The organism is Collinsella sp. TF10-11AT, assembly GCF_003437565.1.
Classification (GTDB): Bacteria; Actinomycetota; Coriobacteriia; order Coriobacteriales; family Coriobacteriaceae; genus Collinsella.
Genome location: NZ_QSQW01000004.1, coordinates 1 through 18,894, shown reverse-complemented (window position 1 = coordinate 18,894; position 18,894 = coordinate 1). Strand labels below are relative to the sequence as shown.

Sequence of the window (18,894 nt, the reverse complement as noted above, 5' to 3'; positions counted from 1 at the left end):
AGAGCGCGGTGCGGAATATCTGCCTAGTGATACAAACCCGGCTGGTAGTGGTACTCGTTGCTCACGTGCGGGCACAGCTGCCAAAAGGCGACGGCGCTCGCCGCGGCCACGTTGAGCGAATCGACCCCGTGCGCCATCGGAATGCGCACGGCTCGGTCGCAGCCGGCAATGGTCTTGGCGCCCAAGCCGGCACCCTCGGTACCCATAAAAATCGCCAAGCGATCAATCTTCTGCAGCACAGGATCGTCCAGCGAAACGGAATCATCCGTCAACGCCATAGCGGCACACGAAAAACCGGCATCATGAAGCGCGGCCAGGCCATCATGTGGCCACACGCGAGCCTCACTGCCAATACGCGTCCACGGCACTTGAAACACGGTGCCCATGCTCACGCGGGCCGAGCGACGATACAGCGGGTCGCAGCACGTAGGGCTCACCAGAATGCCGTCGACATTGAGCGCGGCAGCCGAGCGGAAAATCGCGCCCACGTTCGTGTGGTCGACAATGCCCTCGAGCACGCACACGCGCACAGGGCGCTCCCCCGCCGCCTCGACAACGCCACCCAAGAACTCATCGACCGGAATCTGACGCGGGCGACGAAACGCCGCGAGCGCACCGCGCGTCACGTTAAAGCCCGTCAACTGCTCCATGAGCTCCATCGAGGCCACGAACACCGGGACCGGACCCGCTCCCTCGCGCACAACCAAGCGCTCAAACAGCGGCATCATCTGGTCGAGCCAGCGTTCACCCAAAAGAAAGCTCACCGGCTCGTATCCGGCACGCACCGCACGCTCGATGACCTTGGCGCTCTCGGCGATAAAGATGCCCTTCTGCGGCTCCAGTACGCAGCGCAGCTCACGCTCGGTCAGTCGCACATAGGCATCGAGCCGCTCGTCCTCGAGCGAATCGATTCGCAGCACCTCAACGGCATCAGTCATAGTAGCCAGCCCGCACCCTTCTTACAGCAGCATCTATATCAAACGAGGCGACGCCAAGCGCCGCCCCTCAATCATTCCAACCCGATAATACCGTGGGCAAATAGGAGATTTACGCCTCAACGCGACGATACGTCACGAACTCATAATCGAGGCCTTCGTCACCCTCGCCCGCGGCAATCGTGGCAACCCCTTCGCGCCGCGCAACTTCCCACGCGGAATCGGCGTCCAAGTCGGGAAAGTACGTGTCCACGGGATGGACGCAGTGGTTATGCGTGACCTCGGCCTCCACGCAGTACGGCAAAAACTGCCGATAGACATCGCCGCCGCCGATCACCCAGGCAACGGGCTCATCGGCAACCGCGGCGAGCGCCTCGCCGATACTATGCACCGCGTCGACACCTTCGGGCGAAAAATCCTCGTCGCGCGTGAGCACGATATTGCGACGATTCTTGAGCGGCCGTGCGCCGGGAAAACTCAGCAGGGTCTTGCGCCCCATAATAACCGGGCAACCTTTGGTGCACGCCACAAAATGACGCATGTCGGCACGGTTGGACACCACCATGTCGCCCTCGCACCCAATACCCCAGTCATCGCACACGGCGACAATGGCAGAAAGCTTACACGTCATGCACGTCACCTACACCGCAATGGGGATGTTCTTGACCTGCGGGCCGTGCTCATAGCCCTCGACAATCAGGTCGTCGGTCGTAAACGCATAGAAGTCATGCACATCGGGGTTAAGCGTTACCTTAGGCGCGGCAAACTGCGGACGCTCGATAAGCTCGCGGACGATATCGACATGACGGTCGTAAATGTGGGCATCGGCAATCACATGCAGCAACTCGCCGGGAATCATATCGACCGACTGCGCGACCATCATCAGCAAGATGGCGTACTGGCACACATTCCAGTTGTTCGCAGCCAAAATGTCCTGGCTGCGCTGGTTGAGAATCATGTTGAGCGTCGGTTTATCATCCTGCGGGCGCTGCGTCACGTTATACGTCACGCTGTAGGCGCACGGATACAGGTGCATCTCGGACAGGTCGCTAAACACGTAGGTATTCGTCATAATGCGGCGGCTGTACGGCGTGTTCTTAAGGTCGTACAGCACGCGATCCATCTGATCGAAGTCACCCTCGGCATAATGGCTCTTCTGCCCAATCTGATACCCGTAGGCCTTGCCGATGGAGCCAGTCTCGTCGGCCCATTCATCCCAAATATGGCTGTTGAGGTCATGCACGTTATTGGACTTCTTTTGATAGATCCATAGGATCTCATCCATGGCAGATTTGAGGGCCGTACGACGCAGAGTAAGCGCCGGAAACTCCTCACGCAGGTCATAGCGTGCCGTGACACCAAAGTTTTTAATGGTATAGGCAGGGGTGCCATCCTCCCACACCGGGCGGACCTTTTGGCCCTCGGTCGTGGTGCCATGGTCCAAGATATCGCGGCACATGGTTACAAACTGTTGATCAGCTTTGCTCATTGACCCTCCTGTCAGTCGCCTACAAGCGAGATTCATTGTAGCCCAGGCGCACGCGGCCCCACAGCCCAAACATAAGCCCTCGTTTTCTGACATATGCCAGAAATCCCTTGCGTAAATCTGCACGTTCGTTATTCTATTGTTGACATATGTCAGATAAGGAGTGCGTATGGCCGGAAGACGCGAGAAACTGCGTCGCGTTGGGATCATCCCCGAATATCGCGGTTTTACCCCCGATGGCCTGGCGAGCGGAGACGCCATCGACATGACGATTGACGAACTCGAGGTACTGCGCCTGTGCGACCTGGAAGGCCTTAACCAAGAGGCAGTCGCACAGCAGATGGGCATTGCCCGCGCCACGGTGGCGGCAATCTGCAGCCGCGCGCATCGCAAGGTGGCAAACGCGCTGGTCAACGGACGGGCGATCGTCATCGAAGGCGGTAACATCGCATACTCCCCCATCACCACGACAACGGCCGCATGGCCAGCAAAGGAGGTCGGCACCATGAGGGTGGCAACCACGTATGACAACGGCAAGATCTTTATGCACTTTGGCCGCAGTGAGCAGTTCAAGATCTACGACATTCAGGATGGCAAGGTACTCAACGAGCAGGTCGTGGACACCGGCGGCACCGGCCACGGTGCCCTTGCGGGCCTGCTCGCCAACGGCGGCGTGGACACGCTCATCTGCGGCGGCATCGGCGGTGGCGCTATCAACGCGCTTGCCCAAGCCGGCATCACAGTATACGCAGGTGCCCAGGGCAGCTGCGACGCTTGCGTCGAGGCCCTCATTGCCGGCACGCTCGCGCAGACCGGCGAGGCCACCTGCGACTGCCATGGCCACGGCCACGACCACACTCACGAGCATGGCGATTCCTGCAGCTGCCACGGCCATCACGAGCACGAGGGCCACGAGGGCTGCGGCTGCCACTAACGGCACGGCACCGCGAGCTCGGGGCGCGATACTGAACGCAGCCCAACTATCAAAGCCAACAACAAAGGCCACCCGGTAGCTTCCGAGTGGCCTTTGCCATATCAAGCTGGAATTACAGCTCTATTTCTTATTACGCATCTGCGCTTCCATCTGGCGCAGCAGCTCCATATCGGACTTGGGACCGCCCGTACCCAGGCCGCCCATGCTGCCCAGACCCATAGCGTCCAGGCCAGGGATATTGGGCATGCGCATCTTCTTGCCCTTCTTGCCCTTTTTGCCCTTCTTGCCGCCGGCCTGCGCCTGATTGGCCATCGTGCGCATGCGTCCCATCATCTTGTTCATCTCGCCCCACTGCTTCATAAGGCTGTTGACCTCGGTGGGGGTCACGCCGGCGCCCTTGGCAATGCGGGCGCGACGCTGGCCGTTGATGATGGAGGGGCGCAGGCGTTCCTCCTTGGTCATCGACATAATGATGGCCTCGTTCTTGTCGAAGATGCCCTCGTCCAAGTTGCCGCCCATCTGGTTGAGCGCGCGCTGGCCACCGGGGAGCATGCCGAGAATGCCCTTCATGCCGCCCATCTTCTTAACGGCTTTCATCTGGTCGAGCATGTCGTTCATGGTAAAGCCCTCGCGCAGCATGCGCTCGGCGGCCTCGAGCTGCTCGGCATCGGCGGCCTCCTGGGCCTTCTCGATGATGCCGACGACGTCGCCCATGCCCAAGATTCGCTTGGCCATACGGTCGGGGTAGAACGGCTCCAGCGAATCGGGCTTCTCGCCCATGCTCACGAACTTGATGGGCTTGCCGGTCACCTGGCGCACGGAAAGCGCGCCGCCACCACGGGCATCGCCGTCGAGCTTGGAGATGATCACGCCGTCAAAGTCGGTGCGCTCGGCGAAGGTCGAGACGACGTTGACGATATCCTGGCCGGTCATGGCATCGACGACCATCAGCACCTGATCGGGCTTGACGGCCTTCTTGATGTCCACGGCTTCCTGCATCATCTGCTCGTCGATCTGCAAACGACCGGCGGTATCGACGATGACCACGTCACGCAGGTGGTCGACGGCCTCCTGAATAGCGCCCTTGGCGATGTCGACCGGGTGTGCACCGTCGCCGCGGAAGACCGGCACGCCGATCTCTCCGCCAAGCGTGGCTAGCTGGTCGGCTGCGGCGGGACGGTAGACGTCGCACGCGGCGAGCAGCGGCGAGCGGCCCTGCTTCTTGAGCAGGTAGGCCAGCTTTACGGCCGCCGTGGTCTTACCGGAGCCCTGCAGGCCCACGAGCATGATGACATTAGGAATGCGGTTACTAAAAACGAGCTTACTCTCGGTGGAGCCGAGCATCTCGGTAAGCTCGTCGAGCACGATCTTGACGACGTTTTGCGCCGGCGACAGCGACTCCATGACCTCGGCGGTCATGCAGCGCTCCTTGGTCTTGGCGACGAACTCCTTGACAACCTTAAAGTTGACGTCGGCCTCGAGCAACGCCATGCGAATGTCGCGCATGGCCGAGGTGATGTCGGCCTCGGTCAGCTTACCCTTGCCACGCAGGCGGTCAAATGTGTCATTGAGGCGATCGCTCAGAGAATCAAACACTAGTCACTCCTTAGTTGGACTCGCCCACCAGGGCGCGGCAGAAATCTTTGGCGTTAAACTCCTGCAGGTCATCGACCTGCTCGCCCACGCCGATGCGCAGGATCGGGAGCTTGAGCTTCTCGGCCACGGCCATGGCGATACCGCCCTTAGCCGTGCCGTCGAGCTTTGTCATGATAATACCGTCCAGACCCAGCGCCTCGTTAAACTCGAGCGCCTGGTTCAGACCGTTCTGGCCGGTGGCGGCATCGATCACAAGCACGACCGAGACCGGCATGGGACCGGCGGCCATATTGGCGGCGCGCTTACGCGTCACGTTGACCACCTTGGCGAGCTCGCGCATGAGCTCGGGGCTCGTATGCAGACGACCGGCGGTGTCGATAAGCACCAGGTCGCTGCCGCGCCTGTCGGCCTCGTCGAGCACGTCGTAACAAACGCTCGCCGGGTCAGAGCCGCGGTCGCGCTTGATGACGGGAACACCGGCGCGCTGGCCCCACACATCGAGCTGCTCGATGGCGGCGGCGCGGAAGGTATCGGCCGAACCGATCACGACATTCTTGCCGCGGGAAGCCATGGCGCTCGCAATCTTGCCGACCGTCGTGGTCTTGCCGGCACCGTTGATGCCCACAAACAGCACGCAGCTCGGCGTATCGGAGAACGGATCGCGCTCGATGGGCACAAAGTGCTGCTCAAGCTGCTCGGCCAGAGCGCGGCGAAGCTGCGGAGCGGTCTTGAGGTTCTTCTTGGCTGCGGCATCGCGCAGGTCATCGGAGACCTGAATGGCGACCTCGGCACCCATGTCACCCATAACGAGGGTGTCCTCAAGGTCCTCCCAAAAGTCCTCGTCGACCTCGCCGCCAAAGTAGAAGACCTCGTTGAGGGCCTCGCGGCTGCGCTCAAGTCCGCGCGAGAGAGCGTCAAAGAATCCCATTATGCATTCACGACCTTTCCGGTTTCGCGATCGAGTTTTTGCGAGACGACGCGACTGACGCCGTCGGCTTGCATCGAGACACCGTAGAGAACGTCAGCATCCTCCATAGTACGGCGCTGATGCGAGATTACCAAGAGCTGCGTATCGGAACGCAGCACATCGAGGGCGCCGATGAGCTTGGACAGGTTGGCGTCGTCGAGCGCGGCCTCGACCTCGTCCAGCACATAGAACGGCACCGTGCGCGTGCGATACACGGCAAAGAGCAGGGCGAGCGCCGTCAGGCTCTTCTCGCCACCCGACATGAGCATCATCTTGGTGATGCGCTTGCCGCGCGGCTGCGCCACGACCTCGATACCCGTCTCGGCCGGATGCTCGGGATCGGTCATCTCCAGATGAGCCTGGCCACCCGGGAACAGCATAGCGAAGATCTCGCGGAAGTTCGCGTCGACCTTCTCAAACGTCACCAGAAACGCCTTGCGCATCTTGCGATCAATGGCCACCGTGATCTTGGTGAGCGCCTTACGCGCGCTCTCCAGATCGGCCAGCTGCTCCTCGATGTAGTCAGCGCGGCGCTTGAGCTGCTCGTACTCCTCCATGGCAACTTGGTTCACGGGACCAAGGTTGTTGATCTGGCGCACAAGCTGGTTGAGCTCGCGCTCGGCGGCGTCGCGGTCCGTGGGCGCAGGAAGCATAAGCGCTTCCTCGAGTACCGTGTTGCCATCGGCGGTAATGGCCTTAATGGCGGCCTCTACCTGCACCTCGAGCTTGCCACGCGCGACCTTGAACTCATTTTGCGTCGTGGCGGCAACATCGACCCGCTCTTTGGCGCGGGCGACCTCGGTCTTGGCGTCCTCGATGGTCTTCTTGAGCGAGGCCGAGTCCGCCTCCTCGAGCGACGCCTGGTCGCGCAGGCGCGCAGCCCAATCCGACGCGCGCTCCAGCAGGGCCGAATAGCGCTCGTGCATGGGGTCGACACGCAGGCGCAGGAGCTCGAGCGAGCGCGAGGCCTGGCGCGTTCCGCGGATACGGCGGTCGATGCCCTCCAGGCGATGCTCCAGATCGGGCACGCGGCCCTTCAGCGAACGAAGGCGCTCGCTGGTCTGGGCCAGGCGAACCTTGGCGTCGGCGAGTTTGCCGGCTGCCTCGGAATCGTCGCGGCGCACGCGATCGAGCTCGTCGTTGGCCTCGGCAATCTGCAAGCCTAAGTCGCTCGCCTGCGCACGGGCCTCGTCACGCGAACGGGTAAGTTCGTCCACGCGCGGACGCGCGGCGCGAACGGCCTCAGCGGCCTGCTCGCGACGCTTGGAAATCCGCACCCGCTCGACCTCGGCATTGTTGGCGCTTTGCTCCAGGCGGCCGATCTCGGAGAGCAGCGAGCGGCGCTCGCCCTCAAGACGGGCGATCTCGCCAGCGGCATCGCCCTCGGCGGCACGGGCCTCCTCGACGGCGACGTTGGCCTCAACGACTTGGTCCGACACATGCTCAAACACGGCAGCCAGATCGGGCTCCAGGCCCTCCAGCTCGCGGATAAGACGTTTGCGCTCCAAAGCGCCCGAAGCCTCGCCGGCATCGAGCCCCACACGCACCAGGCCACCACAGCTCACGCGGGCGCCATCGGGCGTCACGTAGGTCACACCGTCAACGACGGGCGCGGCCAGTGCGGCAGCCAAATCATCGACCACGTAATAGCCGCCGAGCAGTGCCTCGACAACCGGGCCATAACCGGAGCGCACGGACAGACGATCGACCAGACGCGTACCGGCAGCGCCCTCGGCGGCAGCAGAGCCACTCACGCCGCGCGCCATCAGCAGCGCCTCGCCCGAAGCCTTCTTTTGGTCCAAAGCCGCACGACCGGCGCGCTCAAGCGTAGCGGCATCATCAAACAAAAGAGCATCGATATCGCCGGCAAGTAGTTGCTCAACCAGGCCCTCAAGCTCACGAGGGGCGTCGAGCACGTCGCCCAGACGGCCTGAGACATCGTCGCCCAGCGCGCCCACCAGACGGCTCACCAGCGGCGAGCTGTCTGCCATGCGGGCATCGAGCTTCTTTTGGCTGGCAAGCTCCGAGCGTACCTCGGACAGCTTGTTGCGCGCCTCGCCCTCGCGGGCACGCAGGTCCTTGAGGGCAGCGCGTGCCGTCTCGGTGGCCTCGCGCGCATCGCTCTGGGCCTGACGAGCCGCCTCAAGGGCGCTCTCAAGCTCCTCGGCACGGTCGCGGCGGCTCTCAAGCGATGCCGTGACCTCCTCGAGCTGTTCATCAATCTGCTCCAGGCGCGAGGCATACATGTTGTCCTCGACCTCGGCATTGGAAAGCGAATCCTTCACCTTGGCGAGCTCGAGCGCGGCGTTATCGGCCACACGCTGCACATCGCGCTGCTCGCGCATGAACTGCGAAATCTGCGCATCAAGCGCCACGCGGCGCTCGTGAAGCTCGGCGGCGGCAGGACCAGCGGCGTCGACGTCCTCCTGGGCCTGCATATGCGCGCCGGTCACTTCCTCAAGCTGGGCACGCGCATCCTCGAGCTCCTCGACTACGCGACGGCGCTGATGCTCGGAGCTCGAGATCTGGCCGCGCATGTCGGACAGGCGCGACACCATGTTGTGGCCCTTTTCCTCGAGCAGGCGCATGTCGGAATTAATGCGGCCGACCACATCTTGCATGTGCCGGCGCTGCTCGCCCAAGTCGCCCACAAACAGGCCCTTTTCTTCGAGCATGACCTGGAGCTTCTCGAGCTCGCGCTCTTTCTCACCCAGACGGTACTGCGCAAGCTCCAGCTCGGCGGCGCCCTCCTTAGAGCGGCTCTCCAGATCGTTCCACTGCGATTGCAGCGAACGCAGCTCGTCGACGGCCAGCATCTGCGTAAGCTCGTTCGCGCGCGAGGACAGCTCTTTGTACTTGCGCGCGCGATCGACCTGACGCTCCAGCGGCCGCAGCTGACGGGCGATCTCTTTATTGATGTCGCGGGCACGGGTTAGGTGCTCGTCCATCGACTTGATCTTTTTGAGCGCACGCTCCTTGCGGCGCTTGTGCTTGGAGATGCCGGCGGCCTCCTCAATGAGGGCGCGGCGCTCCTCGGGGCGGCTCTGCAAAATGGCATCGAGCTTGCCCTGGCTGATGATGGAATGCGTATCCTTGCCCAGGCCAGAATCGTGCAGGATGTCCTGGATGTCCATCAGGCGGCACGGGCTCGAGTTGATGAGGTACTCACTTTCGCCCGAGCGGTACATGCGGCGGGTGATAGCCACCTCGTCAAAGTCGACAGGCAGCATATGGTCCGAGTTATCGAGCACCAGCGTGACCTCGGCGACACCCACCGGCTTACGCGCCGACGAGCCCGAGAAGATGACGTCCTCCATGGCCTGGCCGCGCAGCTGCTTGGCGCTCTGCTCACCCAGAACCCACAGAATCGAGTCGGAGATGTTCGATTTTCCCGAGCCGTTGGGACCGACGATGACGGTTAGGCCCGGCTCAAACGTCATGTGGGCGCGGTCGGCAAACGACTTGAACCCTTTGAGCGTGAGGGACTTGAGATACACGGTTCCTCGCTTAAACAGGCTTCTTGTTGAGAATCACGCCGTTGGTGGTGTAACCCATGCGGTCGAGCGCCTCGAGCGCAGCGGCTCCCTCGGCCTCCTTCTTGGAGGAACCGGTGCCGCGGCCCTGGCGAATACCGTCGATGAGGACCACGGCGGTAAAGGTCGGTGCGTGCGCCGGGCCCTCAGAGCCAACGAGCTTGTACGCCGGAGGCTCGTGGCCGTCGGCCTGCACGCACTCCTGCAAGAACGACTTGGGGTTCGCGGGGTGCTCGGCACGCTCGGAGGCCAGGTGCGGCTTAAGCGTACGGTGAATGAACTCCGCCGCCGCATCCCAGCCAGCATCCAGATACAGCGCGCCCACGAGCGACTCGTAGACGTTCTCGAGCGCCGAGTGCAGGCCGCGCGCGCCGGTACCGGTCTCGGAGGCACCAAAGATGATGATGTCGTCGATACCCAGCTCGTGCGACACCTCGGACAGCGTAGCGCCCGAGACAAGCGACACCTTCAGGCGCGTGAGCTTGCCCTCGTCAAACTCCGGATAGGACTCAAACAGGGAGCGTGCGACCACAGCGCCCAAAATGGAATCGCCCAAGAATTCAAGGCGCTCATAGCTGGCAGAAACCGGCTGGCCCTCGACTGCCGAGGGATGCGTAAGCGCCGCGCGCAGCAGCACCTTATTATTGAACTCGTGGCCCAGGATTTCCTGGGCACGCGTAAGTCGTTCAGACAAAGCCAAGACCTAGGCCTCCCTGGCGTTTTCGATCGCGTCGACGGCGTCGGCGACAGAGTTGAGCGAGAGCAGAGTCTCGTCATCGATCTCGAGGTTGAACTCGTCCTCGACAGCCGTAACCAGCTGCAGGCGCTCGAGCGAGTTGGCATCGAGATCGTCAAAGGTGGTCTCATCGCTAATTTCGGCAACATCGACGCCCAGAACGTCAGCAGCGACCTCGGCGATCTTGTCGAAGATTTCGGAGCGGTCCATAGCGCTTCCTCTCATAGTGAATGAATACCAAAAGAATGGTACCGCCCGGGCGGTACCAAGACACGGTTCTGATTCTACCCCACGAAGCAGGCCGCGAGGCACATAACAGCGCTCTAACTCGCTCTTACAAAACGATGCCGTCCATGGAGTTGGCGACGTTCTCGACCAGCCCCGCGCGCACGGCTTCGGCCGCCGCGAGCGTACCGTTTTTAACAGCCTCGACCGAGGTGGCGCCATGGCCGATTAGGACCACGCCACGCAGGCCCAAAAGAATCGCACCGCCCTTGGCATCACCAGAGAGCTTGGCCTTAATCTCGCGCATCTGCTTTTTGATGAGCAGCGCGGCGATCTTGGTGCCGAGCGAGGCCATAAAGGCACCCTTGAGTTCCTGCAGCAAAAACTTGGCAGCGCCCTCGGTGGCCTTGAGCGCAATATTGCCCGACATGCCATCGGCAACGACGACATCGAAATTGCCCGAGGTGAGGTCGGTGCCTTCGCAGTTGCCCACAAAGCCGGGAACGGCGGCTTTCATGGCCGGGAAGCAGGCCTTGGTAAAGTTGGAACCCTTCTCGTCCTCGGTGCCATTGGCAAGCAGGCCCACGCGGGGATGCTCGATGCCCAGGACGACGCGGGCATAGGCGCTACCCATCTGGGCAAAACGCACCATGTCATCGACCTCGACATCGGGGTTGGCGCCCATATCGCACAGCACCGTCAGACCGCCGGCGCGATTGGGCAGCGCATTGGTCAGACAGGGACGCACCGGCTGCTTCTTGCCTTCGGCCATATATCTAAACGGCGTCACATAGGCGGTGGCGGCAGCGGTCATGGCACCGGTCGAGCCGGCGGAGAAGAACGCGTCCGCGTTGCCCTTTTTGATGGCGCGGCAGGCAAGCACGATCGACGATTTACGCTTGGTCATCACGGCGCGAATGGGATCGTCATCCATGGCGATAACGTCGGGTGCCTCAAGAGCCTCAACACGTGCATGGGAAGCAGCAAAGGGATTGACGATTTCAGCGGGGCCAGCTGCCAAGACCTCGATATCGGGATCGGCGGCAAGCGCAGCCTCGATACCATCGAGAACAACCTGAGGTTTCTCGTCTCCGCCCACAATGTCTACACAAACGCGAACGTTACTCATATACATGCTCCTTATACAAAAATGGCCGACTCATTGAGCCGGCCATTGTGGTTCCATTTGGAACGGCATCGCATCCAGAGTATACCGTTACTCGGTAACGATAACCTCGCGGTCCTTGTAGAAACCGCAGCTGGGGCACACGTGATGCGGAAGCTTGACAGCGCCGCAACGGGGGCACGTGGACTGAGCCGCAGCCGAGATCTTCATGTTGGCGGAACGACGGGTGTGAGTGCGGATACGACCCTGCTTTTGTTTAGGTACGGGCATAGTGACCTTCCTTATGAACTATCCAGTGTGGCGATTACGCGCAAGTAGCGATACTACCACAGTTTTACTCATCGAGCTTGAGATTCTTCAATGCTGCAAATGGATTTTCCGTGGCAGCGGCCCATTCTGCCTCTGCCTGGGTGGCGCAATCGCATTGCTCGACGTTGAGATTGCAACCGCAAGTGGGGCACAGGCCGCGGCAATCGGGCTTGCACAGAACGACAAACGGCGTGTCCATGACGACCGCGTCGTTGATGGGCTCACCCAGATCGACGATGCGGTCCTCACCCAGGAGCTCGTAGCCGTCCTCGTAGGCCTCGGGATCCTCGGGCTCCTCAAAGAGGTAGAACTCCTCGATCTCGCCGGCGATATCAAACGAGGCAGGCTCCAGGCAACGGTCGCACTCGCCGGTGGCGTGCGCGCGGACCATGCCCGTGAGCAAGACACCGGTACCGGCATTGGTAAAGACAACGTCGTAGTCGATGCCGTCCTGTAGCTGGTACTCCTTCTCGCCCACCGTGTAGGTGGCAACATCGACCTTGCCGGTCAGCGGATACGAATCACCAGGAAACTCGAGCTGTTCGGAAAGATCGACGGTAACGCTCGGGAACTCAGCCATTACCACTGACCATTCTGTTGGGCGGCACCCTCGTTGAGCTGCTGACGGCAACGGGTAACGGTGCCGGTCAGGCTCTTGAGGTTCTCCTCCAGGTGCGTAAAGACCTGCTCTGCGTAGTCCTCGGCAGCATAACGCGTCTCGCGCTCGTACTGCTGGGCACGATCGCGGATGTCGTCGGCCTGCTGCTGTGCCAAGCGGACGATCTCCTGCTCACCGGCAATGGTGAGGGCCTGCTGCTGAGCGTCGGCGATGATGGAATCGGCCTGGGCGGCGGCGGAAGCCATAAGCTCCTCGCGCTCCTTAAGGATACGGCGGGACTTCTGCCACTCCTCGGGATAGCTCATGCGGATCTCGTCGAGGATGTTGAAGAACACGTCGGCGTCGATGACCTTGAACTGAGCGTTCTTGCCGAAAGGCGGCTTGGCTTCCTCGATCAGCCCTTCGAGCTCATCGACCAAGCTGACGATCCTATCGCCAGGAAAATTCTCGCCCGGCATCCGGTCTCCTTTCATAGGTAACATATCATCGTGCTAGTTTACCACATGCCACCAGGCAATAAGAAACGTCACGAAAAGCGATGTTTGAGCGCTTTGACCACATTGGGCGGAACAAAATTGGAAACGTCGCTACCGAGCGAAGCAATCTGGCGCACCACCGAACTCGAGATGTAGCCGTACTGCGGAGCACTCATGACAAAGATGGACTCCAGCTCGTTATCCAAGCGATAGTTGAGGTCGGCCTGCTGCAGCTCATACTCAAAGTCGGTCATGGCGCGCAGGCCCTTGACCACGGCCCCCGCCCCCTGCTCACGAGCGAAGTCGACCAAGAGGCCGGTAAAGGGCAGGACCTCGACGCCGTCGATATCGCCGAGCGCCTCGCGGGCCAGCGCCACGCGCTCATCGAGCATAAACGTGGTGCCCACGCCGTTTTTGCCCTGCGACTCGGCAACAGCGACGATCACGCTGGGAAAGATGCGACGGGCGCGGCGGATCACATCGATATGGCCAAACGTGATGGGATCGAAGGTGCCCGGGACGATCACGCGGTTGATGGTGTCATTCATGAGCATCCTCCTGAAAAGTCGTGCCGTCGCTGCCATCGGCATCGGCGACGGTATCGTCATCCTCGCCCTCGCCGACCCAACGAAGCAGGTCGACCGAGGTAATGCCGTAGCGCTTCTCGCGCACGATCTCAAAGCCTGCCGGATGCGCGCCCGCATCGGCGGCGGCATGCTCAAACAGGGCATAAGCGCCAGGTGCAAGCAGACCCTGCTGAGCCAGGTTCTGCAGCAGTATCTCGACCGGCTCGGCACCAAAAGCATAGGGCGGGTCGAGCAGGACCAGATCAAAGGGGCCGCCCGGCACACGACCGCGCGAGGCGCTCGCCAGCATGTCGCCCGTTACCACGCGCCAACGCGCACGGTCATGGCAGAGCGACTCGATATTCTTGGTAATGAGCCGCGCGGCATTCCGATCGATCTCGAACGTCGTGAGTGAGCGGGCACCACGTGAGAGCATCTCTAACCCTAAGGCACCGGAGCCGCCAAAGGCGTCCAGCACGCGGACCTCGTCCAGATCGAAGTCGAATGCCGACATGACCATAGATGCGCATGCCTCGCGCACGCGATCGGTCGTGGGGCGGGTGACATCGCGACCACGGGGCTCCTCGATCTTACGACCGCGCCATTCGCCGCCGATGATTCTCATCCTCCGCTGACCTCCTTAAAAATGTGTCGATATCGCATGGCGACCGCATCGCGCAGGGGGCGCGTCGCCACGGAGTCAAGGTTGCAAGCATACCGCAAGAGCTCGACCGCGTCCAAATGGGCCCACTCGATCAGCTCCTCGTCGGCATCCAGGTCGACAAAGCGCAGAGTCACACCGCCATGCTGGCGGTACCCCAGGATTTCGCCCTCGTGGCGCAGACGAAGGTCCATCTGGGCGAGCGTAAAGCCGTCCGAGGTCTTTTCGAGCGACTGGAGACGCTCTTGCGCCGCCGAAGCGCCGCCGTTGCCCTTGGAGTGCGTCATGACCAGGCAGGTGCCCGACACGCTGCCGCGGCCCACGCGGCCGCGCAGCTGGTGCAGGGCCGCCAAGCCAAAGCGCTCACCGTTCTCGATGACCATGACGGTGGCGTTGGGCACGTCGACGCCCACCTCGACCACCGTAGTCGAGACGAGCACGTCGATCTCGCCGCGCTTGAAGGCATCGATAACCTGGTCCTTCTCCCCCGCTGGCATACGGCCGTGAAGGCGCTCGATGGCAAGACCCGGCAACGCCAGACGCAGGCGATCGAGCTCGGTCGCCGTATCGTGCAGCGGCACGGGGACCGTCACGCGGCCCTCGTCGTCGCGGGCGATACCGGGCACGTCCTCCAGATCATCGACCGAGTCACTCGGCTCCACGAGCGGGCAAATCACGTAGGCCTGCTGACCCTTTTCACGCGCCTCGCGGATGGCGCCATAGGCAAGGTCGCGGCTCGACTCGGTAAGCACGCGTGTCATCACGCCAGCGCCAGGGACGGGCCGATGGCGGATGATGCTCGTGTCCAGATCGCCGTAGACCGAAAGCGCCAGCGTACGCGGGATGGGCGTTGCCGTCATAACGAGCAGATCGGCACCGGGGCCCTTCGCGCGCAGGGCGTTGCGTTGGCCGACGCCAAACCGGTGCTGCTCATCGATGACCACGAGCGACAGGTGCTTGAACGCAACGTCATCCGAAAGCACCGCGTGGGTGCCAAAGAGCACGTCAAGCTCGCCCGATTCCAGCTGTGAATGGATGCGTTCGCGCTCTGCGGCCGGCGTGGCACCCGTCAGAAGCGCCCATGACATGCCGGTCTGCGAGAGCAGAGGGCCGGTCTTATCGGCATATTGGCGCGCCAGCACGCCCGTGGGCGCCATAACGCAGGCCTGCGTACCGCTATCGGCAGCCACAGCCAGCGCGCAGGCGGCAACGGCGGTCTTACCGGTACCGACATCGCCCAGCAGCAGGCGGTTCATCACGCGCCCGCCATCGCACATATCGCGCAGGATATCCTGGAACGCGGCCTGCTGCTCGTCGCTCAGCGAAAACGGCAGGGCCTGCTTGAGCGCGGCCAGGTGATCGCCCGCGGTGTGGGCATAGGGCACCACATCGACCAGGCCGCCGTCGTTGCGCAGGCGCAGCGCCAGCTGCAGGTAGAGGCACTCCTCGTAGGCAAGCCGTGCGCGCGCGATATCGCGCTCAGCCATGCTCGAGGGAAAGTGGATCGAGCGCAAAGCACGGGCATTGCTCATGAGCTTCCGCTTTGCGCGCAGCGGTGCCGGAATGGGATCAAAGGGATTGCCGACAACCTCGAGCGCGCCGCTTACAATGCGGCGCATCCACGCCTGGCTCACGCCATCGCTCACGTAATGGACCGGCAGGATCGTGCCCGCGGCACGCCCGTCCTCGAGCTTTTCAAAATGCGGCGAGGCCATCTGCTTAAAACCGTAGGCAAACTCGACCTTACCCATCACGGCCAGGCGGTCGCCCCGCTTAAGCTGCTGGGCAATCCAGGGCTGGCGGAAAAAGGCGACCTGCAGCACGCCCGTCTCGTCAACAAGCGAGACCTCGGTCACCTGCATGCGCGGGCGCGGCTGCTTTTGGACGATACGGTCAACCGTGGCGATGATGGTGCACACGGTACCGATGGCCGCCATCTCGATGGACCACGAGCGGGTAAAGTCGAGGTATCGATGGGGGATATGGAGAAGGAGGTCCCCCACCGTCCGAATTCCCAGACGGCGAAGGGCCTCCTCACGTTTACCCGAAACATATTTGAGTCGCGCGATATCCTCGTCGAGCGCATTGCTCTGGGCAAAGCGCTCCGAGACGCGCGGCACGGAGCACAGCTCGGACATGACCAGATGCCTACTCGATCGAGAAGATCACGGGGTAGAGCGGCTGCTCGCCACGATGAGCGTCGACCTCCAAATCGGGCTGAGCCTCCTCAATGGCGTCGACGATCTCCTGGAAGGCTTCATCAGACAGCTCCTCGCCGGCCAGAATCGTCAGCGCGTCACCCTCCTCTTCCTCCTGCATGCGGTTGATGCAATCGAGCGTGACCTGCTTCACATCGGAGCCGACCACGTCAATGGAACCGGCGATGATACCCATGACGTCACCGGAGTGAATCGGCGAGCCGTCGGAGGCGCTGGAATCGCGCACGGCACGGGTGACCTCGCCATCGCGGACCTCGCTGATGGCGTCGACCATGGCGGCAACGGCGTCCTCGAGCTCAGAATCGGGCAGGACCGCGAACAGCGCGGAGAAGGCCTGCGGGACGGTCTTAGTGGGAACGACGGCAACCTTCTTGTCGGTGCAGGCAGAAGCGGCAGCCTCGGCGGCCATGCGGATGTTACCGTTATTGGGCAGGATGATGACCGAGGTCGCGTTGACCTGGTCAACGGCGCCCAGCAGATCTGCAGTCGAGGGGTTCATGGTCTGACCACCCGACACGATCACGTCGACGCCGAGGGAATTGAGGATGTCGGCCTCGCCGGAACCGGCGGCAACGGCGACAAACCCCAGCGCCTTGGCGGGCTCGGCGGCCTTCTCCTGGTCCTCGTGGATCTTGGCGGTACGGTCGTGGGCCTCCATCTCCATGTTGTGGATAAAGACCTCGTAGATTTGGCCAAGCTGCAGCATGTGCTCGAGCACCAGGTTGGGGGTGTTGGAGTGCACGTGAATCTTGTAATCGGGGTAAGCACCCACGAGCAGCTCGCAGTCGCCCATGGAGCCCAGGAACTTAAGGCATTCGTCCTCATCAAACGGGGCATCGGCCTTAAAGAGGAACTCGTTGCAGTAACGGAACTCCGAGCCCTCCCAGTCGTCGTTGGCCTCAATCTCAACGCGGTCGAGGGCCGCGTCGCGGGCAGAGCCAGCGGAGTCAAACGTGGCGGAGAAATCCTCGACAACGGTGCTGCGACCAAGCGCGGCGGCAACAAAGTTCTCAAGGAAGATGGCAAATCCAAAGGCGCCGGAGTCGACCACGCCGTTCTCCTTCAGAACGGGCAGCAGGTCGGGCGTACGGGCGACGGACTGATAGGCCTCGACGACGATGGCGTCGAGCGCGTCCTCGGCCGAGAACTTCTTCTTTTCGCACTCGTCGGCCTTGGTCGAGACATCGCGCAGCACCGTGAGGATCGTACCCTCAATGGGCTTACGGACGGCCTGGAAGGCAACCTTGACGGCACGACGGAAGGCGAAGGCGATGTTGGCGGACGTAATGGGCTCGTCGGCGGAGACAAGGCCCTCGGCCACGCCGCGCAGGATCTGCGAGGTGATGACGCCGGAGTTGCCGCGGGCGCCCATCAGGGAGCCGTGGGTGATGGCGCCGGCGATGGCCTCCATGTCGGCGTCGGCAGGAAGGGCGGAGAGCTCCTTGGTCACCGAGGCGAGCGTGAGCGACATGTTAGTGCCGGTGTCACCGTCGGGCACGGGAAAGACGTTGAGCTTGTTGATCTCCTCGGCCTTGTCGGAAACGGCAGCCGCAGCGATCGGAAAACAGGTGCGAATGGTCTTTGCAATCATGGGTATTTGAATCTCCGTTTTCGGATGCTAGTTCAGACGGCTCTTGAGCGCGTCGATATGGATGCCGATCTTAAGGCTGGCGGGGTCGATCTGAGCGATCTCCTGCAGGGTGAAGGCAACGGAGCTCGAAAGATTGTGGCAGACGGACTTCATGTTGACGCCGTTCTCGAGCACGACGTGAAGATCGACCGTAAGGCCGTTCTCGTCGGCGGAGACAAGCACGCCCTTGCGGAGGCGCTGACCGGCAAGCAGGCGCACGCTCTCGGCGCCTTGGAGCTGCTCAGCCATACCGACGACGCCATAGCACGTCATCGCGGCATAACCGGCAATATCGGCAATAACGTCGTTCGAGACGCTCAGGCTGCCGTTAATGGTCTCAGACACAAGAATCTCCTTATCTGGTGCTCGCGGCACCATGTCGTGGGAGCAATCATTGCAATATTCTACAACGACCGCGCCATGTTGAGGTGGTGGGTCGCGGGATTACATCCTCGACACGAAATGTTGATATGGCAACGTTCGAGTCAAGTGGTCGCGGCATGAAAAAACCCGCCGCATAAGCGACGGGTTTTACAACCTGGCTCCCCGGGTAGGACTCGAACCTACAACAGCGCGGTTAACAGCCGCGTGCTCTACCATTGAGCTACCGAGGAATTAAAAAGCCCAGCGGAATGGGCTGAGAAATTCTGGCTCCCCGGGTAGGACTCGAACCTACAACAGCGCGGTTAACAGCCGCGTGCTCTACCATTGAGCTACCGAGGAATAGGTGCGTGCTCTCAAGCAACGAAGTTTATTATACGGACGAATCAGCTCAGGGCAAGAACTTTTTTAAGAATTTTTCTCCGCCTAGTCATTGGTGACGTTCTTAAACGACTAGTCATTCAAGAACGTCCATTACAGTCGAAATTGTCAGCC

18 protein-coding genes and 2 tRNA genes are annotated in these 18,894 nt (G+C 61.9%); 1 reads left to right on the top strand and 19 read right to left on the bottom strand.

Features of this window, described 5'->3' with window-relative positions:
• Positions 1-23: 23 nt before the first annotated feature.
• From DXC99_RS03840 to thyA, 3 genes are all read right to left on the bottom strand, one after another.
• The gene (locus tag DXC99_RS03840) at positions 24-938 is read right to left on the bottom strand and encodes an RNA methyltransferase (RefSeq protein WP_117629296.1); all 915 of its coding nucleotides are present in this window, start codon (positions 936-938) and stop codon (positions 24-26) included.
• A 109-nt stretch (positions 939-1,047) separates the two neighbouring features.
• Positions 1,048-1,566 (bottom strand): dihydrofolate reductase, encoded by a 519-nt coding sequence (locus DXC99_RS03835; protein WP_117629295.1) that lies wholly within the window; start codon positions 1,564-1,566, stop codon positions 1,048-1,050.
• A 9-nt stretch (positions 1,567-1,575) separates the two neighbouring features.
• On the bottom strand, positions 1,576-2,424 hold the full coding sequence (thyA, locus tag DXC99_RS03830) for a thymidylate synthase (protein WP_117629294.1): 849 nt from the start codon (positions 2,422-2,424) through the stop codon (positions 1,576-1,578).
• Between the two features lie 166 nt (positions 2,425-2,590).
• Between thyA and DXC99_RS03825 the strand changes: the two genes are divergently transcribed.
• On the top strand, positions 2,591-3,355 hold the full coding sequence (locus DXC99_RS03825) for a NifB/NifX family molybdenum-iron cluster-binding protein (protein WP_117629293.1): 765 nt from the start codon (positions 2,591-2,593) through the stop codon (positions 3,353-3,355).
• Between the two features lie 120 nt (positions 3,356-3,475).
• Here DXC99_RS03825 and ffh read toward each other — a convergent pair whose 3' ends face one another.
• The 16 genes from ffh to DXC99_RS03745 form a co-directional block, all read right to left on the bottom strand.
• On the bottom strand, positions 3,476-4,951 hold the full coding sequence (ffh, locus tag DXC99_RS03820; protein ID WP_117629292.1) for a signal recognition particle protein: 1,476 nt from the start codon (positions 4,949-4,951) through the stop codon (positions 3,476-3,478).
• A gap of 10 nt (positions 4,952-4,961) precedes the next feature.
• Positions 4,962-5,879, bottom strand: a complete 918-nt coding sequence (gene ftsY, locus DXC99_RS03815; RefSeq protein ID WP_117629291.1) for a signal recognition particle-docking protein FtsY — start codon at positions 5,877-5,879, stop codon at positions 4,962-4,964.
• Complete coding sequence (gene smc / locus DXC99_RS03810) at positions 5,879-9,415, bottom strand: chromosome segregation protein SMC (protein WP_117629290.1); 3,537 nt, start codon at positions 9,413-9,415, stop codon at positions 5,879-5,881. The genes ftsY and smc overlap by 1 nt, the downstream gene beginning before the upstream one ends.
• A 10-nt stretch (positions 9,416-9,425) precedes the next feature.
• Positions 9,426-10,151, bottom strand: a complete 726-nt coding sequence (rnc, locus tag DXC99_RS03805) for a ribonuclease III (RefSeq protein ID WP_117629289.1) — start codon at positions 10,149-10,151, stop codon at positions 9,426-9,428.
• Between the two features lie 3 nt (positions 10,152-10,154).
• Positions 10,155-10,397: an acyl carrier protein gene (locus DXC99_RS03800; protein WP_117629288.1), complete on the bottom strand. Its 243-nt coding sequence runs from the start codon at positions 10,395-10,397 to the stop codon at positions 10,155-10,157.
• A 124-nt stretch (positions 10,398-10,521) separates the two neighbouring features.
• Positions 10,522-11,541 (bottom strand): phosphate acyltransferase PlsX, encoded by a 1,020-nt coding sequence (gene plsX / locus DXC99_RS03795; protein ID WP_117629287.1) that lies wholly within the window; start codon positions 11,539-11,541, stop codon positions 10,522-10,524.
• A gap of 87 nt (positions 11,542-11,628) precedes the next feature.
• On the bottom strand, positions 11,629-11,808 hold the full coding sequence (rpmF, locus tag DXC99_RS03790) for a 50S ribosomal protein L32 (RefSeq protein WP_022094017.1): 180 nt from the start codon (positions 11,806-11,808) through the stop codon (positions 11,629-11,631).
• Between the two features lie 64 nt (positions 11,809-11,872).
• Positions 11,873-12,427, bottom strand: a complete 555-nt coding sequence (locus tag DXC99_RS03785; protein WP_117629286.1) for a DUF177 domain-containing protein — start codon at positions 12,425-12,427, stop codon at positions 11,873-11,875.
• A complete protein-coding gene (locus DXC99_RS03780; protein ID WP_040358176.1) occupies positions 12,427-12,924 on the bottom strand; it encodes an ATPase in 498 nt (165 codons plus the stop codon). Before DXC99_RS03780 ends, DXC99_RS03785 begins: the two co-directional genes overlap by 1 nt.
• A 68-nt stretch (positions 12,925-12,992) precedes the next feature.
• Positions 12,993-13,490, bottom strand: a complete 498-nt coding sequence (coaD, locus tag DXC99_RS03775; RefSeq protein ID WP_117629285.1) for a pantetheine-phosphate adenylyltransferase — start codon at positions 13,488-13,490, stop codon at positions 12,993-12,995.
• A complete protein-coding gene (gene rsmD / locus DXC99_RS03770) occupies positions 13,483-14,133 on the bottom strand; it encodes a 16S rRNA (guanine(966)-N(2))-methyltransferase RsmD (RefSeq protein WP_117629284.1) in 651 nt (216 codons plus the stop codon). Before rsmD ends, coaD begins: the two co-directional genes overlap by 8 nt.
• Positions 14,130-16,307, bottom strand: coding sequence for an ATP-dependent DNA helicase RecG (gene recG, locus DXC99_RS03765; protein ID WP_117629283.1), 2,178 nt, complete (start codon positions 16,305-16,307; stop codon positions 14,130-14,132). Before recG ends, rsmD begins: the two co-directional genes overlap by 4 nt.
• Positions 16,308-16,317: 10 nt before the next feature.
• Positions 16,318-17,979 (bottom strand): DAK2 domain-containing protein, encoded by a 1,662-nt coding sequence (locus DXC99_RS03760; RefSeq protein WP_117629282.1) that lies wholly within the window; start codon positions 17,977-17,979, stop codon positions 16,318-16,320.
• 27 nt (positions 17,980-18,006) lie between these two features.
• Positions 18,007-18,396, bottom strand: a complete 390-nt coding sequence (locus tag DXC99_RS03755; protein WP_187361832.1) for an Asp23/Gls24 family envelope stress response protein — start codon at positions 18,394-18,396, stop codon at positions 18,007-18,009.
• A gap of 161 nt (positions 18,397-18,557) precedes the next feature.
• Positions 18,558-18,632: transfer RNA gene (locus DXC99_RS03750), tRNA-Asn, on the bottom strand.
• A 34-nt stretch (positions 18,633-18,666) separates the two neighbouring features.
• Positions 18,667-18,741: transfer RNA gene (locus tag DXC99_RS03745), tRNA-Asn, on the bottom strand.
• Between the last annotated feature and the right edge of the window lie 153 nt (positions 18,742-18,894).